The 19476-nt window shown below is 66.7% G+C and carries 31 protein-coding genes; 1 reads left to right on the top strand and 30 read right to left on the bottom strand.

Annotation, left to right across the window (positions count from 1 at the left end; genetic code table 11):
- Positions 1–108: 108 nt before the first annotated feature.
- The 3 genes from rpsI to OHA19_RS16425 all read right to left on the bottom strand — a co-directional run bounded on the left by rpsI (position 109) and on the right by OHA19_RS16425 (position 3193).
- Entirely contained in the window at positions 109–636 is a 528-nt protein-coding gene (gene rpsI / locus OHA19_RS16415) for a 30S ribosomal protein S9 (protein WP_030914197.1), read from the bottom strand.
- Between the two features lie 44 nt (positions 637–680).
- Positions 681–1124 (bottom strand): 50S ribosomal protein L13, encoded by a 444-nt coding sequence (rplM, locus tag OHA19_RS16420; protein WP_072486702.1) that lies wholly within the window; start codon positions 1122–1124, stop codon positions 681–683.
- A gap of 440 nt (positions 1125–1564) precedes the next feature.
- Entirely contained in the window at positions 1565–3193 is a 1629-nt protein-coding gene (locus OHA19_RS16425) for an ABC-F family ATP-binding cassette domain-containing protein (RefSeq protein WP_405721787.1), read from the bottom strand.
- Between the two features lie 57 nt (positions 3194–3250).
- On the opposite strand from OHA19_RS16425, the gene OHA19_RS16430 reads away from it, so the two are divergent.
- Positions 3251–4105 carry a hypothetical protein gene (locus tag OHA19_RS16430; protein ID WP_405750629.1) on the top strand — a complete coding sequence of 285 codons (855 nt, stop codon included), beginning with the start codon at positions 3251–3253 and terminating at the stop codon, positions 4103–4105.
- Positions 4106–4139: 34 nt separating this feature from the next.
- Here the strand turns inward: OHA19_RS16430 and truA are convergent, their stop codons facing one another.
- The 27 genes from truA to rplB form a co-directional block, all read right to left on the bottom strand.
- The gene (gene truA / locus OHA19_RS16435) at positions 4140–4994 is read right to left on the bottom strand and encodes a tRNA pseudouridine(38-40) synthase TruA (RefSeq protein WP_405750632.1); all 855 of its coding nucleotides are present in this window, start codon (positions 4992–4994) and stop codon (positions 4140–4142) included.
- A 97-nt stretch (positions 4995–5091) separates the two neighbouring features.
- Complete coding sequence (gene rplQ, locus OHA19_RS16440) at positions 5092–5592, bottom strand: 50S ribosomal protein L17 (protein WP_124716932.1); 501 nt, start codon at positions 5590–5592, stop codon at positions 5092–5094.
- Between the two features lie 181 nt (positions 5593–5773).
- The gene (locus OHA19_RS16445) at positions 5774–6796 is read right to left on the bottom strand and encodes a DNA-directed RNA polymerase subunit alpha (protein ID WP_024755423.1); all 1023 of its coding nucleotides are present in this window, start codon (positions 6794–6796) and stop codon (positions 5774–5776) included.
- Positions 6797–6934: 138 nt separating this feature from the next.
- Entirely contained in the window at positions 6935–7339 is a 405-nt protein-coding gene (gene rpsK / locus OHA19_RS16450) for a 30S ribosomal protein S11 (protein WP_003956432.1), read from the bottom strand.
- Positions 7340–7444: 105 nt separating this feature from the next.
- The gene (rpsM, locus tag OHA19_RS16455) at positions 7445–7825 is read right to left on the bottom strand and encodes a 30S ribosomal protein S13 (protein ID WP_018519286.1); all 381 of its coding nucleotides are present in this window, start codon (positions 7823–7825) and stop codon (positions 7445–7447) included.
- Positions 7826–8019: 194 nt separating this feature from the next.
- Complete coding sequence (gene rpmJ, locus OHA19_RS16460; protein WP_003956441.1) at positions 8020–8133, bottom strand: 50S ribosomal protein L36; 114 nt, start codon at positions 8131–8133, stop codon at positions 8020–8022.
- Between the two features lie 61 nt (positions 8134–8194).
- Positions 8195–8416: a translation initiation factor IF-1 gene (gene infA, locus OHA19_RS16465; RefSeq protein WP_003956442.1), complete on the bottom strand. Its 222-nt coding sequence runs from the start codon at positions 8414–8416 to the stop codon at positions 8195–8197.
- A 178-nt stretch (positions 8417–8594) separates the two neighbouring features.
- A complete protein-coding gene (map, locus tag OHA19_RS16470; RefSeq protein ID WP_405715821.1) occupies positions 8595–9431 on the bottom strand; it encodes a type I methionyl aminopeptidase in 837 nt (278 codons plus the stop codon).
- A gap of 138 nt (positions 9432–9569) precedes the next feature.
- Positions 9570–10226 (bottom strand): adenylate kinase, encoded by a 657-nt coding sequence (locus tag OHA19_RS16475; RefSeq protein WP_405715819.1) that lies wholly within the window; start codon positions 10224–10226, stop codon positions 9570–9572.
- Positions 10226–11545: a preprotein translocase subunit SecY gene (gene secY / locus OHA19_RS16480; protein ID WP_093540755.1), complete on the bottom strand. Its 1320-nt coding sequence runs from the start codon at positions 11543–11545 to the stop codon at positions 10226–10228. Before secY ends, OHA19_RS16475 begins: the two co-directional genes overlap by 1 nt.
- Before the next feature lie 215 nt (positions 11546–11760).
- On the bottom strand, positions 11761–12216 hold the full coding sequence (rplO, locus tag OHA19_RS16485) for a 50S ribosomal protein L15 (protein ID WP_405715817.1): 456 nt from the start codon (positions 12214–12216) through the stop codon (positions 11761–11763).
- A gap of 1 nt (position 12217) precedes the next feature.
- Positions 12218–12400, bottom strand: coding sequence for a 50S ribosomal protein L30 (gene rpmD / locus OHA19_RS16490; protein WP_018550611.1), 183 nt, complete (start codon positions 12398–12400; stop codon positions 12218–12220).
- Complete coding sequence (gene rpsE, locus OHA19_RS16495; RefSeq protein ID WP_072485533.1) at positions 12400–13005, bottom strand: 30S ribosomal protein S5; 606 nt, start codon at positions 13003–13005, stop codon at positions 12400–12402. The genes rpmD and rpsE overlap by 1 nt, the downstream gene beginning before the upstream one ends.
- A 46-nt stretch (positions 13006–13051) precedes the next feature.
- Positions 13052–13435 carry a 50S ribosomal protein L18 gene (gene rplR / locus OHA19_RS16500; RefSeq protein ID WP_093540756.1) on the bottom strand — a complete coding sequence of 128 codons (384 nt, stop codon included), beginning with the start codon at positions 13433–13435 and terminating at the stop codon, positions 13052–13054.
- 2 nt (positions 13436–13437) lie between these two features.
- Complete coding sequence (gene rplF / locus OHA19_RS16505; protein WP_405715814.1) at positions 13438–13977, bottom strand: 50S ribosomal protein L6; 540 nt, start codon at positions 13975–13977, stop codon at positions 13438–13440.
- Positions 13978–13998: 21 nt separating this feature from the next.
- Positions 13999–14397 (bottom strand): 30S ribosomal protein S8, encoded by a 399-nt coding sequence (rpsH, locus tag OHA19_RS16510; protein ID WP_124716936.1) that lies wholly within the window; start codon positions 14395–14397, stop codon positions 13999–14001.
- Between the two features lie 224 nt (positions 14398–14621).
- Entirely contained in the window at positions 14622–14807 is a 186-nt protein-coding gene (locus OHA19_RS16515) for a type Z 30S ribosomal protein S14 (RefSeq protein ID WP_003948630.1), read from the bottom strand.
- Positions 14808–14809: 2 nt separating this feature from the next.
- Positions 14810–15367 (bottom strand): 50S ribosomal protein L5, encoded by a 558-nt coding sequence (gene rplE, locus OHA19_RS16520; RefSeq protein WP_093540759.1) that lies wholly within the window; start codon positions 15365–15367, stop codon positions 14810–14812.
- Entirely contained in the window at positions 15367–15690 is a 324-nt protein-coding gene (gene rplX / locus OHA19_RS16525; protein ID WP_003966949.1) for a 50S ribosomal protein L24, read from the bottom strand. Before rplX ends, rplE begins: the two co-directional genes overlap by 1 nt.
- Positions 15691–15692: 2 nt before the next feature.
- On the bottom strand, positions 15693–16061 hold the full coding sequence (gene rplN, locus OHA19_RS16530; protein ID WP_003966950.1) for a 50S ribosomal protein L14: 369 nt from the start codon (positions 16059–16061) through the stop codon (positions 15693–15695).
- Between the two features lie 107 nt (positions 16062–16168).
- Complete coding sequence (gene rpsQ, locus OHA19_RS16535; protein WP_030977953.1) at positions 16169–16453, bottom strand: 30S ribosomal protein S17; 285 nt, start codon at positions 16451–16453, stop codon at positions 16169–16171.
- Positions 16453–16677, bottom strand: a complete 225-nt coding sequence (rpmC, locus tag OHA19_RS16540; protein ID WP_015035581.1) for a 50S ribosomal protein L29 — start codon at positions 16675–16677, stop codon at positions 16453–16455. The genes rpsQ and rpmC overlap by 1 nt, the downstream gene beginning before the upstream one ends.
- Positions 16677–17096, bottom strand: a complete 420-nt coding sequence (gene rplP, locus OHA19_RS16545) for a 50S ribosomal protein L16 (protein ID WP_014047785.1) — start codon at positions 17094–17096, stop codon at positions 16677–16679. Before rplP ends, rpmC begins: the two co-directional genes overlap by 1 nt.
- A gap of 5 nt (positions 17097–17101) precedes the next feature.
- Positions 17102–17944, bottom strand: a complete 843-nt coding sequence (gene rpsC / locus OHA19_RS16550; RefSeq protein ID WP_093540760.1) for a 30S ribosomal protein S3 — start codon at positions 17942–17944, stop codon at positions 17102–17104.
- Positions 17944–18291 carry a 50S ribosomal protein L22 gene (gene rplV, locus OHA19_RS16555; RefSeq protein WP_004571827.1) on the bottom strand — a complete coding sequence of 116 codons (348 nt, stop codon included), beginning with the start codon at positions 18289–18291 and terminating at the stop codon, positions 17944–17946. Before rplV ends, rpsC begins: the two co-directional genes overlap by 1 nt.
- A 43-nt stretch (positions 18292–18334) precedes the next feature.
- The gene (rpsS, locus tag OHA19_RS16560; RefSeq protein WP_003966956.1) at positions 18335–18616 is read right to left on the bottom strand and encodes a 30S ribosomal protein S19; all 282 of its coding nucleotides are present in this window, start codon (positions 18614–18616) and stop codon (positions 18335–18337) included.
- 12 nt (positions 18617–18628) lie between these two features.
- Positions 18629–19465, bottom strand: coding sequence for a 50S ribosomal protein L2 (gene rplB, locus OHA19_RS16565; RefSeq protein ID WP_405715811.1), 837 nt, complete (start codon positions 19463–19465; stop codon positions 18629–18631).
- Positions 19466–19476 lie beyond the last annotated feature (11 nt).

Genomic DNA, 19476 nt, shown 5'->3' on the forward strand with positions numbered 1-19476 from the left:
CTATGAACGTCTTATGCCGTTATACGCCTGAGGGTGCCGATAAACGAACGCCCCGGCAGCACGAGGTGTGCCGCCGGGGCGAACGTGTAAAGCAGAAGAGCAGGCGGATTAGCGCTTGCTGTACTGCGGGGCCTTACGGGCCTTCTTGAGACCGGCCTTCTTGCGCTCGACCGCACGGTCGTCACGGGAGAGGAAGCCGGCCTTCTTCAGCGGGGCGCGGTTGTTGTCCACGTCCGCCTCGTTCAGCGCACGGGCCACGCCGAGACGCAGGGCGCCGGCCTGACCCGAGACGCCGCCACCCGAGATGCGGGCGATGACGTCGTAGCGGTTGTCGAGCTCGAGCACCTTGAAGGGCTCGTTGACTTCCTGCTGGTGCACCTTGTTGGGGAAGTAGTCCTCAAGGGTGCGACCGTTGATCTTCCACTTGCCGGTGCCCGGAACGATCCGGACGCGGGCAATGGCGTTCTTCCGACGGCCAAGGCCGGCGGCGGGCTGCGGGTCGCCGAAGCGGGAGGCCAGCGACTCGCTGGTGTACTCGCCCTCGACGGGAACCTCGGACTCGAAGGTGGTCACCTCGGCGAAGACCTCTTCGCCCTCGGTGCCCTCGACGGGGTTCTCAACAGTGGTCTCGGCCACGATTCTCCTCAGATCTTTCTTTTGGTCTTAGGGGGAGGCCGGAACTACTGCGCGACCTGGGTGATCTCGAACGGGACCGGCTGCTGAGCAGCGTGCGGGTGCTGGTCGCCCGCGTAGACCTTGAGCTTCGAGAGCATCTGACGGCCCAGGCTGTTCTTGGGGATCATGCCCTTGATGGCCTTCTCGACGGCCTTCTCGGGGCTCTTGGCGAGCAGCTCGTCGTAACGGACGGAGCGGAGACCACCCGGGAACCCGGAGTGGCGGTACGCCATCTTCTGGGTCTTCTTGTTGCCGGAGAGGTGAACCTTCTCGGCGTTGATGATGATGACGAAGTCGCCCATGTCCATGTGGGGGGCGTAGATCGCCTTGTGCTTGCCGCGGAGGAGGTTCGCAGCCGTGGTGGCCAGACGACCCAGGACGATGTCCTGCGCGTCAATGATGTGCCACTGGCGCGTCACATCGCCGGGCTTGGGGCTGTACGTACGCACTTCGTAGCCTTCGCTTCTTCAGTGGATGGGGTCCAGACACATGGCACCTCTGAAGCGATCATGCAGCTGGGGCTCACAATGCCGGGACACTGCCCGTATGCGAGCCACTGGTAACTGCTCCAGAGAACCTACGTAAGGGCCCTACGCGTGAGAACGACGAAGCCAATACGCATAACAATCAACGAGACTACCCGCCCCGCCCCGGACGGGTCAAAACGCGTGGTCCTCGGGCGGGCGCCAGCGGGGTTCCCCGGCCTGGCCGGCCCCGCTGCCGGGGGTTCCGTCCTCAATCGCCGGACGGGCTGTTGGTGCGGGTTCCCCGTGGGGGTGCGCCTTGGGCCGTCGTGTGGGGGTCCGGGGTCCCTCCGGGGAGACTCCTCGGAGGGGCACCACCCCCACCCACCTGGACAAGGCGCACCCCGGACCGTGGAGCAACCGCGCTACCGCGCCCGCTCCACCCGCCGCTCGTCCCACACCGGCTCCGCCGTCTCGCGCACGACGCCGTCCGAGCCGAACACCAGATAGCGGTCGAAGGACTTCGCGAACCAGCGGTCGTGCGTGACGGCCAGCACGGTTCCCTCGTAGGCCTCCAGGCCGTCCTGGAGGGCCTCCGCCGACTCCAGGTCCAGGTTGTCCGTCGGCTCGTCGAGCAGCAGCGCGGTCGTGCCGGCCAGCTCCAGGAGCAGGATCTGGAACCGTGCCTGCTGACCGCCGGACAGCTTCTCGAAGGGCTGGTCGCCCTGCCGCTCCAGCTCGTAGCGGCGCAGCACGGACATCGCCCCGCCGCGGTCCTTGGCGTGCTCGGTCCACAGGATCTCGACGAGGGTGTGCCCGAGCAGCTCGGGATGGGCGTGGGTCTGCGCGAAGTGGCCCGGCACGACTCGGGCCCCGAGCTTCCACTCCCCGGTGTGCGCGACCTGCTCGCCCGCGAGGAGTCGCAGGAAGTGCGACTTGCCCGATCCGTTCGAGCCGAGGACGGCGACCCGCTCCCCGTAGAAGACCTCCAGGTCGAACGGCTTCATCAGCCCGGACAGCTCAAGGTTCTTGCAGGTCACCGCCCGCACCCCGGTCCGGCCGCCGCGCAGCCGCATCCTGATGTCCTGCTCGCGCGGCGGCTCCGGCGGCGGGCCCGCGTCCTCGAACTTCTTGAAGCGGGTCTGCATCGCCCGGTAGCGGGACGCCATGTCGGGGCTGATCGCCGCCTGCTGCCGCAGCCGGTGGACCAGCGCCTTCAGCCGGGCGTGCTCCTCCTCCCAGCGCCGCAGCAGCTCCTCGAACCGGGCGAACCGGTCCTTGCGGGCCTGGTGGTACGTGTCGAAGCCGGCGCCGTGCACCCACACGTCGCTGCCCGCCGGGCTCGGCTCCACGCTGACGATCTTCTCGGCGGCCCTGGACAGCAGCTCGCGGTCGTGCGAGACGAAGAGGACCGTCTTACGGGTCTCCTTGAGCCGGTCCTCCAACCACCGCTTGCCGGGCACGTCGAGATAGTTGTCCGGCTCGTCGAGCAGCAGCACCTCGTCGGGACCCCGCAGCAGCGCCTCCAGCACCAGGCGTTTCTGCTCACCGCCGGAGAGCGTGCGCACCTCGCGCCACTGCGCCTTCTCGTACGGGACGCCGAGCGCGGCCATGGTGCACATGTCCCAGACGGTCTCGGCCTCGTACCCCCGGGCCTCCGCCCAGTCGCTCAGGGCCTGCGCGTACTTCATCTGCGCGGCCTCGTCGTCGACGGTGAGGATCAGCTCCTCGGCCCGGTCGACCGCCAGGGCCGCCTCCCTGATCCGCGGCTGCGACACGGAGACGAGCAGGTCCCGGACCGTGCGTTCGTCCCGCACCGAGCCCACGAACTGCTGCATCACCCCGAGCCCGCCGCTCACCGAGACGGAGCCGCCGTGCGGCTGGAGCTCCCCGGCCAGCAGTCTGAGCAGCGTCGTCTTGCCGGCGCCGTTGGCCCCCACGAGGGCGACCACGGCCCCGTCCGCCACCCGGAACGAAGCATCGCCGAGCAGCACCCGCCCGTCCGGTAGGTAGTACTCGAGGTGGCCCGCTTCAAGATGTCCCATGCACAGCATTGTCACGGCCCGCGAAGCCCTGGCCCAACCGGTTTACGTCTCCTCTAGGATCGCGGCATGAGCTTTGGGCAAGGGGGGCCCTCCTGGGGGCCCGGGGGCACGCAGACTCCGGACTGGGCAGCGCTGGCCGACGAGTCCGCCGCGCGCAAGCGGCGCAAGAAGTGGCTGCTGATCGGCGGGGGCGTGCTCGCCACCGCGGCGATCGGCGCGATCGTGGCCACCGCGGTCATCACGACCAACAAGAACAACAGCCCCACCGGCTCCGGCAAGAACGCGAGCGAGCTGCCCGCGCCGAGCGACCTGCCGCACGAGACCGCCGAGCCGGAGCCGTCCTTCTCCTCGGTGGCGCCGCCTCCCCCGCCGGATCCGAAGGACTACATCTCCGACGCGAAGAAGGACCGGGCGCCGATCACCGTCGACGCGTTCTTCCCCGGCAAGAAGCTGACGATGGGCGACCGCGTCTACGCCAAGGGCGCGACGCAGCAGACGAAGAACTGCGCCGCGACCACGAAGGGCGCGCTCGGCTCGGTCCTCGTGAACAACGGTTGCGACCAGGTCATCCGGGCGACCTACAGCAAGGACGGCGTCGCCGTCACCGTCGGACTCGCGGTCTTCCGGACGGAGGCCCAGGCCAAGAAGGCGGCCCGGCAGGCGAGCGGCAGCATCGCCACGCTGAGCGGCGGGGGCGTACCGGCCTTCTGCCCCGCCGGATCGGTCTGCCGCCGTACCGCCAACTCCTACGGCCGTTACGCCTACTTCGCCATCAGCGGGTTCACCAACGGCAAGAGCGTCACCACGGCCGACAAGAAGGCCTACGCCACCGGCGACGACCTGACGAACTTCACGTTCCGTCAGATCCACCACCGCGGCGAGCTCCAGGCCTCGGCCGCGGCCACCGCGCAGACCGGCTGACGCCGCACCCTCGCCTCGCCCCGGGGGGAGGCACTCAGCAGCACCCGCCCCCGGGAAGCGTCCGCACATTGCGCGCTTCCCGGGCACGGACGGCCAGCAACTCGTCCGCCGGGTAGGCCACTTCCTCCAGCGTCAGCCCGTGCGGGCGCACCACGTGCACGCCCGGGTCGCGGACCCTGGCCGCAAGCACCTGCGCGGGCCACTCGGCCGGACGTCGCCCGTCCCCGACGAAGAGCGCCGCACCGATCAGCGCGCGGACCATGTTGTGGCAGAACGCGTCCGCCTGAACGGTCGCCGTCAGGATCCCGCTCTCCCCGTCCCGCACCCAACTCAGCTTCTGCAGCATACGGATGGTCGTCGCACCGTCGCGCTTCTTGCAGTACGCGGCGAAGTCGTGCTCGCCGAGCATCAGCGCGGCCGCCTCGTTCATGGCGGCCAGGTCCAACGGCCGGTCGTGCCACAGCACATGACCACGCAGCAGCGGATCCACCCCGCCGGGACGGTCGGCGACGCGGTAGGCGTAACGACGCCACAGCGCCGAGAACCGCGCGTTGAAGCCCTCGGGTGCCGGCGCGATCCGCCAGATCCGTACGTCCGGCGCCATCCGCCCGGCCATCCGCCGCAGCAGCTTGTCGCCGTGCTCGGCCCACACCTCGTCCGGCAGATCGACGTGCGCGACCTGGCCCCGGGCGTGCACCCCGGCATCGGTCCGGCCGGCGACGGTCAGGTCGTACGTCCGCGAGGACCGCGTCACGGTCCGCAGCGCGTCCTCGATCTCGCCCTGGACGGTCCGCCTGGAGGTCTGCTTCGCCCAGCCCGAGAAGTCCTTGCCGTCGTACGCCAGGTCCAGGCGCACCCGTACGGAGCCGGGCTCCACTTCGTCACTCACCCATGGGTCCTTTCCTGCGAGTGCACACAGATGCATACGGAACGGGCCCGCACCGCCCCGAAGGGTGATGCGGGCCCGTCCAGTGGTCTCAGAACGCTCAGGCGTCCTTGGACTCGGCGTCGTCGGCCGGCTTGGCGTCCTCGACGGCCTCGGCCGGAGCCTCGTCCTTCTTGAGGGCGTCTTCCTTGACCGCACGCTTCGTGGCGGCCTCGGCCTCACCGGTGGCCTGCTGGGCCACGGTCAGCGCCTCGACCAGCTCGATGACCGCCATCGGGGCGTTGTCGCCACGACGGTTGCCGATCTTGGTGATGCGGGTGTAACCACCGGGGCGGTTCTCGTACCGCGGGGCGATCTCGGTGAAGAGCGTGTGGACGACGCCCTTGTCCGTGATCGACTGCAGCACCAGGCGACGGTTGTGGATGTCGCCCTTCTTCGCCTTGGTGATGAAACGCTCGGCGACCGGACGCAGGCGACGGGCCTTGGCCTCGGTCGTGGTGATGCGGCCGTGCTCGAACAGCGACTTCGCGAGGTTGTTGAGAAGAAGCTTCTCGTGCGCAGCGCTGCCGCCCAGACGGGCACCCTTGGCGGGCTGAGGCATGGTTTTTCTCCTTGTGTGCTGCACCGGCCGTATCAGGTACCGGTGTCAGTTCCCGTGCGGCGGATGCCACCCGGAAGTTCAAGAGCCGACGGACACATTCGAGCCCGTCCGGCGATCGAGGACAAAGCCTCACCCCGGTCCGGGGCACCCGGAAAACCCGGGCACCCCGGCCGGAGGCGAATCAGTACTGCTCGGTCTCCACGAAACCGGCGTCCGCGTCGTCGTCGGCGCCGAAGGCGTCGGCGGCGGCGGTCGGGTCGAAGCCGGGAGGCGAGTCCTTCAGCGCGAGGCCCATACCGGCCAGCTTCGCCTTGACCTCGTCGATCGACTTCGCACCGAAGTTGCGGATGTCGAGCAGGTCGGCCTCGGAACGAGCCACGAGCTCACCCACGGAGTGGATGCCCTCGCGCTTGAGGCAGTTGTACGAACGGACCGTGAGCTCCAGCTCCTCGATCGGCAGTGCCAGATCGGCGGCGAGCGCGGCATCCGTCGGGGACGGGCCCATGTCGATGCCCTCGGCGTCGATGTTGAGCTCGCGCGCCAGGCCGAACAGCTCGACCAGGGTCTTACCGGCCGAAGCCATGGCGTCACGCGGACGCATGGCCTGCTTGGTCTCGACGTCGACGATCAGCTTGTCGAAGTCGGTGCGCTGCTCGACACGGGTCGCCTCGACCTTGTACGTGACCTTGAGCACCGGCGAGTAGATGGAGTCGACCGGGATGCGGCCGATCTCCTGGCCCGCCTGCTTGTTCTGGACGGCGGAGACGTAGCCGCGACCGCGCTCGACGGTCAGCTCCATCTCCAGCTTGCCCTTGCCGTTGAGCGTGGCCAGGACCAGGTCCGGGTTGTGGACCTCGACACCGGCCGGCGGGGCGATGTCAGCAGCGGTGACCAGGCCGGGGCCCTGCTTGCGCAGGTACATCACGACCGGCTCGTCGTGCTCCGAGGAGACGACCAGCTGCTTGATGTTGAGGATGAGGTCGGTGACGTCCTCCTTGACGCCCGGCACGGTGGTGAACTCGTGCAGGACACCGTCGATCCGGATGCTGGTGACAGCGGCGCCGGGGATCGAGGAGAGGAGCGTACGGCGGAGAGAGTTGCCGAGGGTGTAGCCGAAGCCCGGCTCCAGCGGCTCGATGACGAACCGGGAGCGGAACTCGTCAACGACCTCTTCGGTCAGCGACGGACGCTGAGCGATAAGCATGGTGTGAATCCTTCAGTCGTGGGCGCCCACTATTTGACACCCGACGGATGAAACAAGGGTACGGGCGGCACACCCCCGCAGGGGGCATACCGCCCGTACCCACGCTACTGACGCACGGCCGTCACCGGCCGTGACGGATCAGACGCGGCGACGCTTCGGCGGACGGCAGCCGTTGTGCGGCGTCGGGGTGACGTCCTGGATCGAACCGACCTCCAGGCCGGTGGCCTGGAGCGAACGGATCGCGGTCTCGCGGCCGGAGCCCGGACCCTTCACGAAGACGTCAACCTTGCGCATGCCGTGCTCCTGCGCGCGGCGGGCGGCCGACTCGGCGGCCATCTGCGCGGCGAAGGGGGTGGACTTGCGCGAGCCCTTGAAGCCGACGTGGCCGGCGGAGGCCCAGGAGATCACGTTGCCCGAGGGGTCCGTGATCGAGACGATCGTGTTGTTGAACGTGCTCTTGATGTGCGCGTGGCCGTGAGCGACGTTCTTCTTTTCCTTGCGACGCACCTTCTTGGCTGCGCCCTGACGACCCTTGGGGGGCATGTCTTGACTCCAGATGGAGAGGGGAGGTGATCGGTCCTACAGCGAAGACCGCTGGTTGCTGCGGATGACCGGTGGCCCGGACGCCCGCAGTGCGTCCGCTGAGGACTACTTCTTGCCCGGCTTCTTCTTGCCGGCGATCGCGCGACGCGGGCCCTTGCGGGTACGAGCGTTCGTGCTGGTGCGCTGGCCGTGGACCGGCAGGCCGCGGCGGTGACGCAGACCCTGGTAGCAGCCGATCTCGACCTTGCGGCGGATGTCGGCCTGGATCTCGCGACGGAGGTCACCCTCGGTGCGGAGGTTGGCGTCAACGTACTCGCGGATCTTGACCAGGTCCTCTTCGGCCAGGTCACGAACGCGGGTGTTGGGGTTCACGCCAGTGGTGGCGAGAATCTCCTTGGACCGGGTGCGCCCGATACCGAAGACGTAGGTGAGGGCAACCTCCACGCGCTTTTCACGCGGGATGTCAACACCTGAAACGCGTGCCATTCAATGGCTCCAGTTGTTAATTCGGGGGTCTTCCGCAGTGCCACTCCCGATCGCCGACCTCTCGTGACGAGAGGTGGTACGCCCGGGTCCCCGGCCCCCACCGGAGGTGTCGTCAGCCGAAGCTTGGACGGACTCTGCGTATGTACGTTTTACGTGCGTCGCGCGAAGTGCTGCGAGATGCAGGGGGTCGTGCGTCAGCCCTGGCGCTGCTTGTGGCGCAGGTTGTCGCAGATGACCATGACCCGACCGTGACGGCGGATCACCTTGCACTTGTCGCAGATCTTCTTGACGCTCGGCTTGACCTTCATGGGATGTCAGGTTCTCCGGGTCAGTGCCGTCACCGCGCGAAAGGCGCGGTGGAGGCAAGATCTACTTGTAGCGGTAGACGATCCGACCACGCGTCAGGTCGTACGGGGAGAGCTCCACGACGACCCGGTCATCCGGGAGGATCCGGATGTAGTGCATCCGCATCTTGCCGCTGATGTGCGCGAGGACTTTGTGACCGTTCTGGAGTTCCACCTTGAACATGGCGTTCGGGAGGGACTCGATCACGGTGCCCTCAATTTCGATGGCACCTTGCTTCTTGGCCACGCTTCGCCTTTCGAATCGGCTACCTTGATCGACTTTCGGCATCGCATGCGGACACACTGATGCACGACGGCCGACGAGTCAGTCTACGTCAGCGGACCCCAAAAGACGAATCCGTCAAGTTTGCCCACCGGAGGAGATCCTTAGACCTCGACAAGCGGGTCGAATCCCCCGGGCACCGTCAGCCCAGGGGGTCGGGCGCCGCCTCGATCCCGTACTGCGCCAGCTTCGCCCTGCCGCAGTCGGGGGCGGTCAGGACCAGGGGGCCCTGCTCGGTGAGGGCGATCGAGTGCTCCCAGTGGGAGGACCAGGTGCCGTCCGTCGTGATGACCGTCCAGTCGTCCTGGAGCACCTCGGTCTGCGCCGTACCGAGCGAGACCATTGGCTCGATGGCCAGACAGACACCGGGGACGAGCTTGATGCCCTTGCCACGCTTGCGGGCGACATAGTTCAGCAGGTGCGGGTCCATGTGCATCTCGGTGCCGATGCCGTGGCCGCCGTAGTCCTCGATGATCCCGTACTTGCCGGTGGCGGGGCGGGGCTGGCGGCGGATGTAGGACTCGATCGCCTTCGAGATGTCGACGAGGCGGTTGTTCACCTTCATCGCGGCGATACCGGCCCACATGGACTCCTCGGTCACCCGGGAGAGCTCGACCAGCTCCGGAGCGTGACCGGTGCCGACGAAGGCCGTGTACGCGGCGTCGCCGTGCCAGCCGTCGATGATCGCGCCGGCGTCGATGGAGATGATGTCGCCGTCCTTGAGGACCGTCTTCTCGTCCGGGATGCCGTGGACGACGACCTCGTTGACCGAGGTGCAGATGGTCGCGGGGAACCCGCCGTAACCGAGGAAGTTCGACTTCGCACCGTGATCGGCGATCACCTTGCGGGCGACCTGGTCCAGGTCCAGCGTGGTGGCGCCGGGCACCGCCGCCTCGCGGGTGGCCGCGTGAATGGCAGCGACCACCAGCCCCGCCTCGCGCATCTTCGCGATCTGCTCGGGGGTCTTGATCTGCACCATTGAGCGGCGCCTCTCTGCATCGGACTGCATCGAACGGGTGATGTCTGCGGCGTACTCACACAACGATACGGCGCAAACAGTCGGCCGCGGCGCCCATGGACGCCGCGGCCGACTGCACAAGTACTGCGGGTTCTGCGCTCAGCCCTTGTCGGACTTGAGGGCCTCCATCGCGCGCTCGGTCACATCGGTGACCTTGCCGAGCGCGGAGATGGTGACCACCAGGTTCTGCGCCCGGTAGTAGTCGATGATCGGCTCGGTCTGCGTGTGGTAGACCTCCAGCCGAGTGCGCACCGTCTCTTCGGTGTCGTCGTCGCGCTGGTACAGCTCGCCGCCGCAGGCGTCACAGACGCCCTCGGACTTCGGCGGGTTGTACGTCACATGGAAGACGTGCGAGCCGTCGTTCCGGCAGATCCGGCGGCCGGCGATGCGCTTGACCACCTCGTCCTCGGGGACTTCGAGGTCCAGGACCGCGTCGAGCTTGGTGCCCTCGTCCTTCAGCATGGCGTCAAGAGCCTCGGCCTGACCCACATTGCGCGGGAAGCCGTCCAGCAGGAAGCCGTTCCCGGCGTCGGGCTGGGACATGCGGTCCTTGGCCATCCCGATGGTGACCTCGTCCGGCACCAACTTGCCCGCGTCCATGAAGGACCGGGCCTGCTTGCCAAGGTCGGTGCCCTGGCTGATGTTGGCACGGAAGAGATCGCCCGTGGAGATCTGCGGAATCGACAGGTTCTTGGCAAGGTACGCAGCCTGCGTTCCCTTGCCGGCACCGGGCGGCCCGACGAGGACGATTCGCATCAGCGGAGGAACCCTTCGTAATTGCGCTGCTGGAGCTGACTCTCGATCTGCTTCACGGTCTCCAGCCCCACACCCACGATAATCAGGATGCTCGTCCCGCCGAACGGGAAGTTGGCGTTCGCACCACCGAAGCCGGCCAACGCCATCGTCGGCACAAGAGCGATCAGACCCAAGTACAGCGAGCCCGGCCAAGTGATCCTGTTGAGCACGTAGCTCAGGTACTCGGCAGTAGGTCGACCAGCCCGGATACCCGGGATGAACCCACCATACTTCTTCATGTTGTCGGCGACTTCCTCGGGGTTGAACGAAATCGCCACATAGAAGAAGGCGAAGAAGACGATCAACAGGAAGTACGCCGTGATGTAGTACGGGTGGTCGCCCTTGACGAAGTTGTCCTTGATCCAGGTCGCCCAGCCCGCGGTGGAGTTGGAGAACTGAACGATCAGGGCGGGGATGTAGAGCAGCGAAGAAGCGAAGATGACGGGGATCACACCCGCCTGATTGACCTTCAGCGGAATGTACGTCGAGGTACCGCCGTACGACCTGCGGCCGATCATGCGCTTCGCGTACTGCACCGGGATACGGCGCTGGGCCTGCTCGACGAAGACGACGAGGCCCACCATCACGAAGCCGATCAGGATGACGGTGCCGAACTCGATCCAGCCGTCGGCCAGCTTGCCGCTGGTCTTGATGGCCCACAGGGCGCCGGGGAAGCTGGCGGCGATCGAGATGAACATCAGGATCGACATGCCGTTGCCGATGCCGCGGTCGGTGATGAGCTCACCGAGCCACATGACGGCCGCGGTGCCCGCGGTCATCGTGATGACCATCACGATGGTCGTGAAGATCGACTGGTTCGGCACGATCTGGTCGGCGACCGGGCAGCCGCTGAACAGCGCGCCACTGGTGGCGGTGGCCACCAGGCCGGTGCCCTGGAGGATGGCGAGCGCCACGGTCAGATAACGCGTGTACTGCGTGATCTTCGCCTGGCCGGACTGCCCCTCCTTCTTGAGCGCCTCGAGTCGGGGGATGACCACGGTCAGCAGCTGAAGAATGATGCTGGCCGTGATGTACGGCATGATACCGAGCGCGAAGATCGTGATCTGCAGCAGTGCACCACCGCTGAACATGTTCACCAGGCCGAAGAGGCTGTTGTTGCCCTTGCTGGCCTGATCAACACAGGTCTGGACGTTCTCGTAGCTCACTCCCGGGACCGGGATGTGTGCCCCGAGCCGGTAGAGCACGATGATGCCGAGCGTGAAGAGCAGCTTCTTGCGCAGGTCGGGCGTCTTGAACGCCCGGGCGAACGCGGTGAGCACGGTGCCTCCTGCGACCCCCGCGCAAAGCGTAGAGGTGACGGTCTTGAGGATCGACGAATACGTAAAAGTCAAAGTCCCCGGGGCGGGTGCCCAGAGGGATACCACACAACAACGCACGCCACCTTACCGGCGACCATGCCCCCCTAGGAACGACCAACCGGGGATGCCCCATATGAGAGGCATCCCCGGTCGGATGTTCAGGCCATCGAGTTGTCTCAGACGAGCTCGGTGACGGTGCCGCCAGCGGCGGCAATCTTCTCCTTGGCGGAGCCGGAGACGGCGTCAACCGAAACCTGCAGTGCCACGGAGATCTCGCCCTGTCCGAGGACCTTGACGAGGTGGTTGTTGCGCACCGCACCCTTGGCGACCAGGTCGGCCACGGTGACCTCTCCACCCTCGGGGTAGAGCGTCGCGAGCTTCTCCAGGTTCACGACCTGGTACTCGGTGCGGAACGGGTTCTTGAAGCCCTTGAGCTTCGGGAGACGCATGTGGAGGGGCATCTGCCCACCCTCGAAGCGCTCCGGAACCTGGTAACGGGCCTTGGTGCCCTTGGTGCCACGACCGGCGGTCTTACCCTTGGACGCCTCACCACGACCCACACGGGTCTTGGCGGTCTTGGCGCCCGGGGCGGGCCGGAGGTCATGGGCCTTCAGCGGCTTGTTCTCCGCCATGTCAGTCGACCTCCTCAACCGTCACGAGGTGGCGGACGGTGTGCACCATGCCGCGGAACTCGGGGCGGTCCTCCTTGACAACCACGTCGTGCAGGCGCTTGAGCCCGAGCGAACGCAGGGTGTCGCGGTGGTTCTGCTTGCTGCCGATGTACGACTTCGTCTGCGTGATCTTGAGGCGAGCCATTACGCACCCGCTCCCGCACGCGCACGAAGCAGAGCCGCGGGGGCGACGTCCTCGAGCGGCAGACCGCGGCGGGCCGCGATCTCCTCGGGACGCTGCAGGCCCTTGAGGGCCTCCACGGTCGCGTGCACGATGTTGATCGCGTTGTCGGAGCCGAGCGACTTCGACAGGATGTCGTGAACGCCGGCGCACTCCAGAACGGCGCGCACCGGGCCACCGGCGATAACACCGGTACCGGGGGAAGCAGGCTTCAGCAGGACGACGCCCGCAGCCTTCTCGCCCTGGATCGGGTGAGGAATGGTGCCCTGGATGCGCGGAACCTTGAAGAAGTTCTTCTTGGCTTCCTCGACACCCTTGGCGATGGCCGCGGGAACTTCCTTGGCCTTGCCGTAACCGACACCGACGGTGCCGTCACCATCGCCCACCACGACCAGCGCGGTGAAGCTGAAGCGACGACCACCCTTCACAACCTTGGCGACGCGGTTGATCGCGACAACGCGCTCAACGTACGCGGTCTTCTCGGCGGCAGCTGCGCCGCCGTCACGGCCCTTCCGGTCCCGCCGCTCGCCGCCACCGGCACCGCTTCCGCGGCGCTGGGGTCCAGCCATTGGATTTACCTCTCTCTGTTACGTCCGCTGTGCGTAGGAACCGGGCTCAGAACTTCAGACCGGCTTCACGGGCGGCGTCAGCCAGAGCGGCAATCCGCCCGGCGTACTGGTTACCACCGCGGTCAAACACGACGGCCTCGACGCCTGCGGCCTTGGCGCGCTCAGCGACCAGGGCGCCGACCTGCTTGGCCTGGGTGCTCTTGTCGCCCTCGCCACCACGGATGGAGACGTCCAGGGTCGACGCCGACGCGAGCGTGTGGCCCGCGATGTCGTCGATGACCTGAGCCACCATGTGGCGGTTGGACCGCGTCACGACCAAGCGCGGACGCTCCGGCGAACCGGAGATGTGCTTGCGGACGCGGATGTGGCGACGCTTGAGGGCGGCACGCTTGTAGGCGTCGCCCTTGGCGATCTTCACGCCGTATGCCATGGCTACTTACCAGCCTTTCCGACCTTGCGGCGGATGACCTCGCCGGCGTACTTGACGCCCTTGGCCTTGTACGGGTCAGGCTTCCGCAGCTTGCGGATCTTGGCCGCGGTCTCGCCGACCTTCTGCTTGTCGATGCCCTCGACGGAGAACTTCGTGGGGGACTCCACCTTGAAGGTGATGCCCTCCGGGGCCTCGATCAGGATCGGGTGGCTGTAGCCCAGGGCGAACTCCAGGTTGGAGCCCTTCGCCTGGACGCGGTAACCGACACCACTGATCTCGAGCGCCTTGGTGTATCCCTGGGTCACACCGGTGATCATGTTCGCCACCAGCGTGCGGGACAGGCCGTGAAGGGCCTTGTTCTGACGCTCGTCGTTCGGGCGGGAGACGCTGAGAACGCCGTCCTCACCCTTGGTGACCTCGATCGGCGACGCAACGGTGTGCGAGAGGGTGCCCTTGGGCCCCTTCACCGCGACCGTGCGGCCATCGATGGTGACGTCCACACCGGCGGGAACCTGGATGGGGAGCTTGCCGATTCGCGACATGAGCTATTCCTCCGTTCCCGACTACCAGACGTAGGCGAGGACTTCCCCACCTACGCCCTTCTTGCTGGCCTGCTGGCCGGTCAGGAGACCGTGGGACGTGGAGATGATCGCCACGCCCAGGCCGCCGAGGACCTTCGGCAGGTTGGTGGACTTTGCGTATACACGCAGACCCGGCTTCGAGATTCGCTTGATGCCGGCGATCGATCGCTCGCGGTTCGGGCCGAACTTCAGCTCGAGGATGAGGTTCTTGCCGACCTCGGCGTCCTCGACCTTCCAGCCGGTGATGAAGCCCTCCTGCTGGAGGATCTCCGCGATGTGCGACTTGATCTTGCTGTGCGGCATCGCGACATCGTCGTGGTACGCCGAGTTCGCGTTGCGCAGACGCGTGAGCATGTCTGCGATGGGATCAGTCATGGTCATGAGTTGGCCTTCGGCCTCTCTCGCCGGGGTTTCCTGTATGCGCCATCCCTCTCCCCACTCAGAGGCAGGACGGGTGCGGTGCGGGGACCTACGGCGTAGTAAGTCGGTCTTGGGCGGCAGGCGCCCAACCCCACAAGCCTACGGCATGTGAGGGCGGGCTCCTGCCGACCAGATGCTTACCGAGAGTCTCCGGGTAATCCCAACGCCCAAAGGGCGAAGGAGATTTACCAGGAGCTCTTGGTCACGCCCGGCAGCTCGCCACGGTGAGCCATCTCACGAAGGCACACGCGGCACAGGCCGAACTTGCGGTAGACGGAGTGGGGCCGGCCGCAGCGCTGGCAGCGGGTGTACCCGCGAACGCCGAACTTCGGCTTACGGGCGGCCTTAGCGATCAGAGCCTTCTTCGCCACGGTCAGTTCTCCTTGAACGGGAAGCCGAGGTGACGAAGGAGGGCACGACCCTCGTCGTCATTGGTCGCCGTGGTGACCACGGTGATGTCCATGCCCCGGACCCGGTCGATCTTGTCCTGGTCGATCTCGTGGAACATGACCTGCTCCGTGAGACCGAAGGTGTAGTTGCCACGGCCGTCGAACTGCTTCGGCGACAGACCACGGAAGTCACGGATACGCGGCAGCGCGAGCGACAGCGTACGGTCCAGGAACTCCCACATGCGGTCACCGCGGAGGGTGACGTGGCAGCCGATCGGCTGACCCTCGCGCAGCTTGAACTGCGCGATGGACTTGCGGGCCTTGGTCACGGCCGGCTTCTGGCCCGTGATCGTGGTGAGGTCGCGCACGGCGCCGTCGATCAGCTTGGAGTCGCGGGCGGCGTCGCCCACACCCATGTTGACCACGATCTTGACCAGACCGGGGACCTGCATGACGTTCTCGTACGAGAACTCCTCACGCAGCTTGCCGGCGATTTCCTCGCGGTACTTCGTCTTCAGACGCGGAGTGGTGGTGGTAGCCATCAGATGTCCTCACCCGTCCGCTTGGCAACGCGGATCTTGTTGCCTTCGTCGTCGAAGCGGTAACCGACGCGCGTGACGACCTTGTTGCCGTCCTTCTCCACGACGAGCTGAACGTTGCTCACGTGGATGGGGGCCTCGGTCGTGACGATGCCACCGGTCTGCGAACCGCGAGCGGTCTGACCGGCCTTGGTGTGCTTCTTGACCCGGTTGACACCCTCGACGAGGACGCGGTCCTGAGCGGGGTAGGCCACGATGACCTTGCCCTGCTTGCCCTTGTCCTTACCGGTGATGACCTGAACCAGGTCGCCCTTCTTGATCTTCATGCTTACAGCACCTCCGGCGCGAGCGAGATGATCTTCATGAACTTCTTCTCGCGCAGTTCCCGGCCCACCGGGCCGAAGATGCGGGTGCCGCGGGGGTCACCGTCGTTCTTCAGAATGACGGCGGCGTTCTCGTCGAAGCGGATGTACGAGCCATCCTGACGGCGACGCTCCTTGACGGTGCGAACGATGACGGCCTTGACGACGTCACCCTTCTTCACGTTGCCACCGGGGATCGCGTCCTTGACGGTGGCGACGATGACGTCACCGATGCCCGCGTAGCGGCGACCCGAACCACCGAGAACACGGATGGTGAGGATTTCCTTCGCACCCGTGTTGTCGGCGACGCGAAGTCGCGACTCCTGCTGGATCACGTCTATCTCCTGATCGTCTGCCGGTTCCCGGCGGGGGCCGCTCCGTCACCGGAGCGAGCCCCCGCCGAGCCTGGCGGAACTTGCCTGAGGGGAATGCCCCTCAGGAATTACTTGGCCTTCTCGAGGATCTCGACGACGCGCCACCGCTTCGTGGCGGACAGCGGCCGGGTCTCCATCAGGAGGACGCGGTCGCCGACGCCGGCGGCGTTCTGCTCGTCGTGCGCCTTGAGCTTGTTCGTACGGCGGATGACCTTGCCGTACAGCGCGTGCTTGACACGGTCCTCGACAGCGACGACGACGGTCTTGTCCATCTTGTCGCTGACGACCAGGCCCTCACGGGTCTTGCGGAAACCGCGGTCGGTGTTCGTCTCAGTCACAGTCTTCTCGCTCATCAGGCGCTCTCCACCGTCTCGATGCCCAGCTCGCGCTCGCGCATCAGGGTGTAGATCCGGGCGATGTCCTTACGGACGGACTTGAGCCGGCCGTGGTTCTCGAGCTGCCCGGTCGCCGCCTGGAAGCGGAGGTTGAACAGCTCTTCCTTGGCCTCGCGGAGCTTGTTGAGGAGCTCCTCGTTGCCCAGCTCGCGCAGCTCGGACGCCTTGGTACCGGCCGACATCACGACTCACCTGCCTCGCGCCGAACGATCCGGCACTTCATCGGAAGCTTGTGAGCAGCGCGGGTGAGCGCCTCACGAGCAATCTTCTCGTTCGGGTAGGACAGCTCGAACATCACCCGACCGGGCTTGACGTTCGCGATCCACCACTCGGGAGAACCCTTACCGGAACCCATGCGGGTCTCGGCCGGCTTCTTCGTCAGGGGGCGGTCCGGGTAGATGTTGATCCAGACCTTGCCGCCACGCTTGATGTGGCGGGTCATCGCGATACGAGCTGCCTCGATCTGGCGGTTCGTCACGTACGCCGGGGTCAGCGCCTGGATGCCGTACTCGCCGAACGCAACCTGCGTGCCACCCTTGGACATACCGCTGCGCTTCGGGTGGTGCTGCTTGCGGTGCTTGACCCTACGGGGGATCAGCATTTCGGTCAGGCCTCCGTTCCGGTGCTCTCGGCAGCCGGAGCGGCAGCGGCGGGAGCCTCGGCCTTGGGGGCCTCGGCAGCCGGAGCCGACTGCTGCTGCGGCTTGCGACCGCGGCCGCCACGCTCGCCACCACGGCCACCACGGCCGGCCGGGCGGTCAGCGCCGCCACGGGCCGGGCGGTTGCCTGCGCGGGCAGCGGCGTTCTCGGCGCGGACCTCGGCGATGTTCTTGACGTCGCCCTTGTAGATCCAGACCTTCACGCCGATGCGGCCGAAGGTCGTCTTGGCCTCGAAGAAGCCGTAGTCGACGTTCGCGCGGAGCGTGTGCAGGGGCACACGGCCCTCGCGGTAGAACTCCGAGCGGGACATCTCGGCGCCGCCGAGGCGGCCACCGCACTGGATCTTGATGCCCTTGGCGCCGGCCTTCATCGAGCTCTGCATGCTCTTGCGCATGGCACGACGGAAGGAGACGCGGGAGGAGAGCTGCTCGGCGACGGCCTGGGCCACCAGCTGAGCGTCCACCTCGGGGTTCTTGACCTCGAGGATGTTCAGCTGGACCTGCTTGCCGGTCAGCTTCTCCAGCTCGCCACGGATGCGGTCGGCCTCGGCGCCGCGGCGGCCGATGACGATGCCCGGGCGGGCGGTGTGGATGTCAACGCGGACGCGGTCGCGGGTGCGCTCGATCTCGACCTTCGAGATGCCGGCCCGCTCCATGCCCTTCGTCATCATGCGACGAATGGCGACGTCTTCCTTGACGTAGTCCTTGTACAGCTTGTCGGCGTACCAACGGGACTTGAAGTCCGTGGTAATGCCGAGCCGGAACCCGTGCGGGTTTACCTTCTGGCCCATTACCGGGTTCCTTCCTTGCTGCTGACGACCACGGTGATGTGGCTGGTCCGCTTACGGATCCGGTAGGCACGGCCCTGAGCACGCGGACGGAACCGCTTCAGGGTCGGGCCCTCGTCCACGTACGCCTCGCTGATGACCAGCGAAGAGGCGTCGGTGTGGTCGTAGTTGTGTGCGGCGTTGGCGATGGCGCTGTCCAGCACCTTGCCAACCGGCACGCTCGCGGCCTGCGGGGCGAAACGCAGGACCGCCTGAGCCTCCGTGGCATCCATGCCACGGATGAGGTCCACCACGCGGCGGGCCTTCATGGGCGTGACGCGGATGTACCGCGCCTGGGCCCTGGCTTCCATGGTTGTCCCTTCGGTGTAAGTCATAGTCGTTTCCACCCCGCGGTTAGCGGCGCTTCGACTTCCGGTCGTCCTTGACGTGGCCGCGGAAGGTGCGAGTCGGCGAGAACTCGCCGAGCTTGTGGCCGACCATCGACTCGGTGACGAACACCGGGACGTGGATCTTGCCGTTGTGCACCGCGATGGTGTGACCCAGCATGGCCGGGACGATCATCGAGCGACGGGACCAGGTCTTGATGACGTTCTTGGTGCCTGCCTCGTTCTGTACGTCCACCTTCTTGATGAGGTGGCCGTCGACGAAGGGCCCCTTCTTGAGACTGCGCGGCATCTAAACCCGCTCCTAGCGCTTCTTGTTCGTCTTGCGGCGGCGGACGATGTACTTGTTCGATGCCTTCTTCGGCGAACGAGTACGACCCTCCTTCTGACCCCACGGCGAGACCGGGTGGCGACCACCGGAGGTCTTGCCCTCACCACCACCGTGCGGGTGGTCAACCGGGTTCATCGCGACACCGCGGACGGTCGGGCGAACGCCCTTCCAGCGCATGCGGCCGGCCTTGCCCCAGTTGATGTTCGACTGCTCGGCGTTGCCGACCTCGCCGATGGTGGCGCGGCAGCGGGCGTCGACCAGGCGGATCTCACCCGACGGCATACGAAGGTGGGCCATGGTGCCCTCCTTCGCCAGCAGCTGCACGGAGGCACCCGCGGAACGGGCGAACTTCGCGCCGCCGCCGGGCCGCAGCTCGATGGCGTGGATGGTCGTACCGACCGGGATGTTGCGCAGCGCCAGGTTGTTGCCGGGCTTGATGTCGGCGGTCGGGCCGTTCTCGACACGGTCGCCCTGCGTCAGGCCACGCGGCGCGATGATGTAGCGCTTCTCGCCGTCCGCGTAGTGCAGGAGCGCGATGCGCGCGGTGCGGTTGGGGTCGTACTCGATGTGCGCGACCTTGGCCGGCACGCCGTCCTTGTCGTGACGACGGAAGTCGATCACTCGGAAGGCGCGCTTGTGGCCACCGCCCTGGTGGCGAACGGTCACACGACCGGCGTTGTTACGGCCGCCCTTGCTGTGCAGGGGGCGGACCAGCGACTTCTCCGGCGTGGACCGCGTGATCTCGACAAAGTCGGCGACGCTGGAGCCACGACGGCCCGGGGTCGTCGGCTTGTACTTGCGGATACCCATTTCTCAGTCCT

This window comes from Streptomyces sp. NBC_00012, assembly GCF_045040875.1.
GTDB lineage: Bacteria > Actinomycetota > Actinomycetes > Streptomycetales > Streptomycetaceae > Streptomyces.

What these genes read in the sequence shown, in the direction of transcription:
- OHA19_RS16425 (WP_405721787.1), bottom strand. Translation starts at nt 3,193, where the DNA reads ATGCTGTGCATGGGACATCTTGAAGCGGGCCACCTCGAGTACTACCTA.
- OHA19_RS16430 (WP_405750629.1), top strand. Translation starts at nt 3,251, where the DNA reads ATGAGCTTTGGGCAAGGGGGGCCCTCCTGGGGGCCCGGGGGCACGCAG.
- rplQ (WP_124716932.1), bottom strand. Translation starts at nt 5,592, where the DNA reads ATGCCTCAGCCCGCCAAGGGTGCCCGTCTGGGCGGCAGCGCTGCGCAC.
- OHA19_RS16445 (WP_024755423.1), bottom strand. Translation starts at nt 6,796, where the DNA reads ATGCTTATCGCTCAGCGTCCGTCGCTGACCGAAGAGGTCGTTGACGAG.
- rpsK (WP_003956432.1), bottom strand. Translation starts at nt 7,339, where the DNA reads ATGCCCCCCAAGGGTCGTCAGGGCGCAGCCAAGAAGGTGCGTCGCAAG.
- rpsM (WP_018519286.1), bottom strand. Translation starts at nt 7,825, where the DNA reads ATGGCACGCGTTTCAGGTGTTGACATCCCGCGTGAAAAGCGCGTGGAG.
- rpmJ (WP_003956441.1), bottom strand. Translation starts at nt 8,133, where the DNA reads ATGAAGGTCAAGCCGAGCGTCAAGAAGATCTGCGACAAGTGCAAGGTG.
- map (WP_405715821.1), bottom strand. Translation starts at nt 9,431, where the DNA reads ATGGTGCAGATCAAGACCCCCGAGCAGATCGCGAAGATGCGCGAGGCG.
- OHA19_RS16475 (WP_405715819.1), bottom strand. Translation starts at nt 10,226, where the DNA reads ATGCGAATCGTCCTCGTCGGGCCGCCCGGTGCCGGCAAGGGAACGCAG.
- rplO (WP_405715817.1), bottom strand. Translation starts at nt 12,216, where the DNA reads ATGGCGGAGAACAAGCCGCTGAAGGCCCATGACCTCCGGCCCGCCCCG.
- rpmD (WP_018550611.1), bottom strand. Translation starts at nt 12,400, where the DNA reads ATGGCTCGCCTCAAGATCACGCAGACGAAGTCGTACATCGGCAGCAAG.
- rpsE (WP_072485533.1), bottom strand. Translation starts at nt 13,005, where the DNA reads ATGGCTGGACCCCAGCGCCGCGGAAGCGGTGCCGGTGGCGGCGAGCGG.
- rplR (WP_093540756.1), bottom strand. Translation starts at nt 13,435, where the DNA reads ATGGCATACGGCGTGAAGATCGCCAAGGGCGACGCCTACAAGCGTGCC.
- rplF (WP_405715814.1), bottom strand. Translation starts at nt 13,977, where the DNA reads ATGTCGCGAATCGGCAAGCTCCCCATCCAGGTTCCCGCCGGTGTGGAC.
- rpsH (WP_124716936.1), bottom strand. Translation starts at nt 14,397, where the DNA reads ATGACCATGACTGATCCCATCGCAGACATGCTCACGCGTCTGCGCAAC.
- rplE (WP_093540759.1), bottom strand. Translation starts at nt 15,367, where the DNA reads ATGGCTACCACCACCACTCCGCGTCTGAAGACGAAGTACCGCGAGGAA.
- rplX (WP_003966949.1), bottom strand. Translation starts at nt 15,690, where the DNA reads ATGAAGATCAAGAAGGGCGACCTGGTTCAGGTCATCACCGGTAAGGAC.
- rpsQ (WP_030977953.1), bottom strand. Translation starts at nt 16,453, where the DNA reads ATGAGCGAGAAGACTGTGACTGAGACGAACACCGACCGCGGTTTCCGC.
- rpmC (WP_015035581.1), bottom strand. Translation starts at nt 16,677, where the DNA reads ATGTCGGCCGGTACCAAGGCGTCCGAGCTGCGCGAGCTGGGCAACGAG.
- rplP (WP_014047785.1), bottom strand. Translation starts at nt 17,096, where the DNA reads ATGCTGATCCCCCGTAGGGTCAAGCACCGCAAGCAGCACCACCCGAAG.
- rpsC (WP_093540760.1), bottom strand. Translation starts at nt 17,944, where the DNA reads ATGGGCCAGAAGGTAAACCCGCACGGGTTCCGGCTCGGCATTACCACG.
- rplV (WP_004571827.1), bottom strand. Translation starts at nt 18,291, where the DNA reads ATGGAAGCCAGGGCCCAGGCGCGGTACATCCGCGTCACGCCCATGAAG.
- rpsS (WP_003966956.1), bottom strand. Translation starts at nt 18,616, where the DNA reads ATGCCGCGCAGTCTCAAGAAGGGGCCCTTCGTCGACGGCCACCTCATC.
- rplB (WP_405715811.1), bottom strand. Translation starts at nt 19,465, where the DNA reads ATGGGTATCCGCAAGTACAAGCCGACGACCCCGGGCCGTCGTGGCTCC.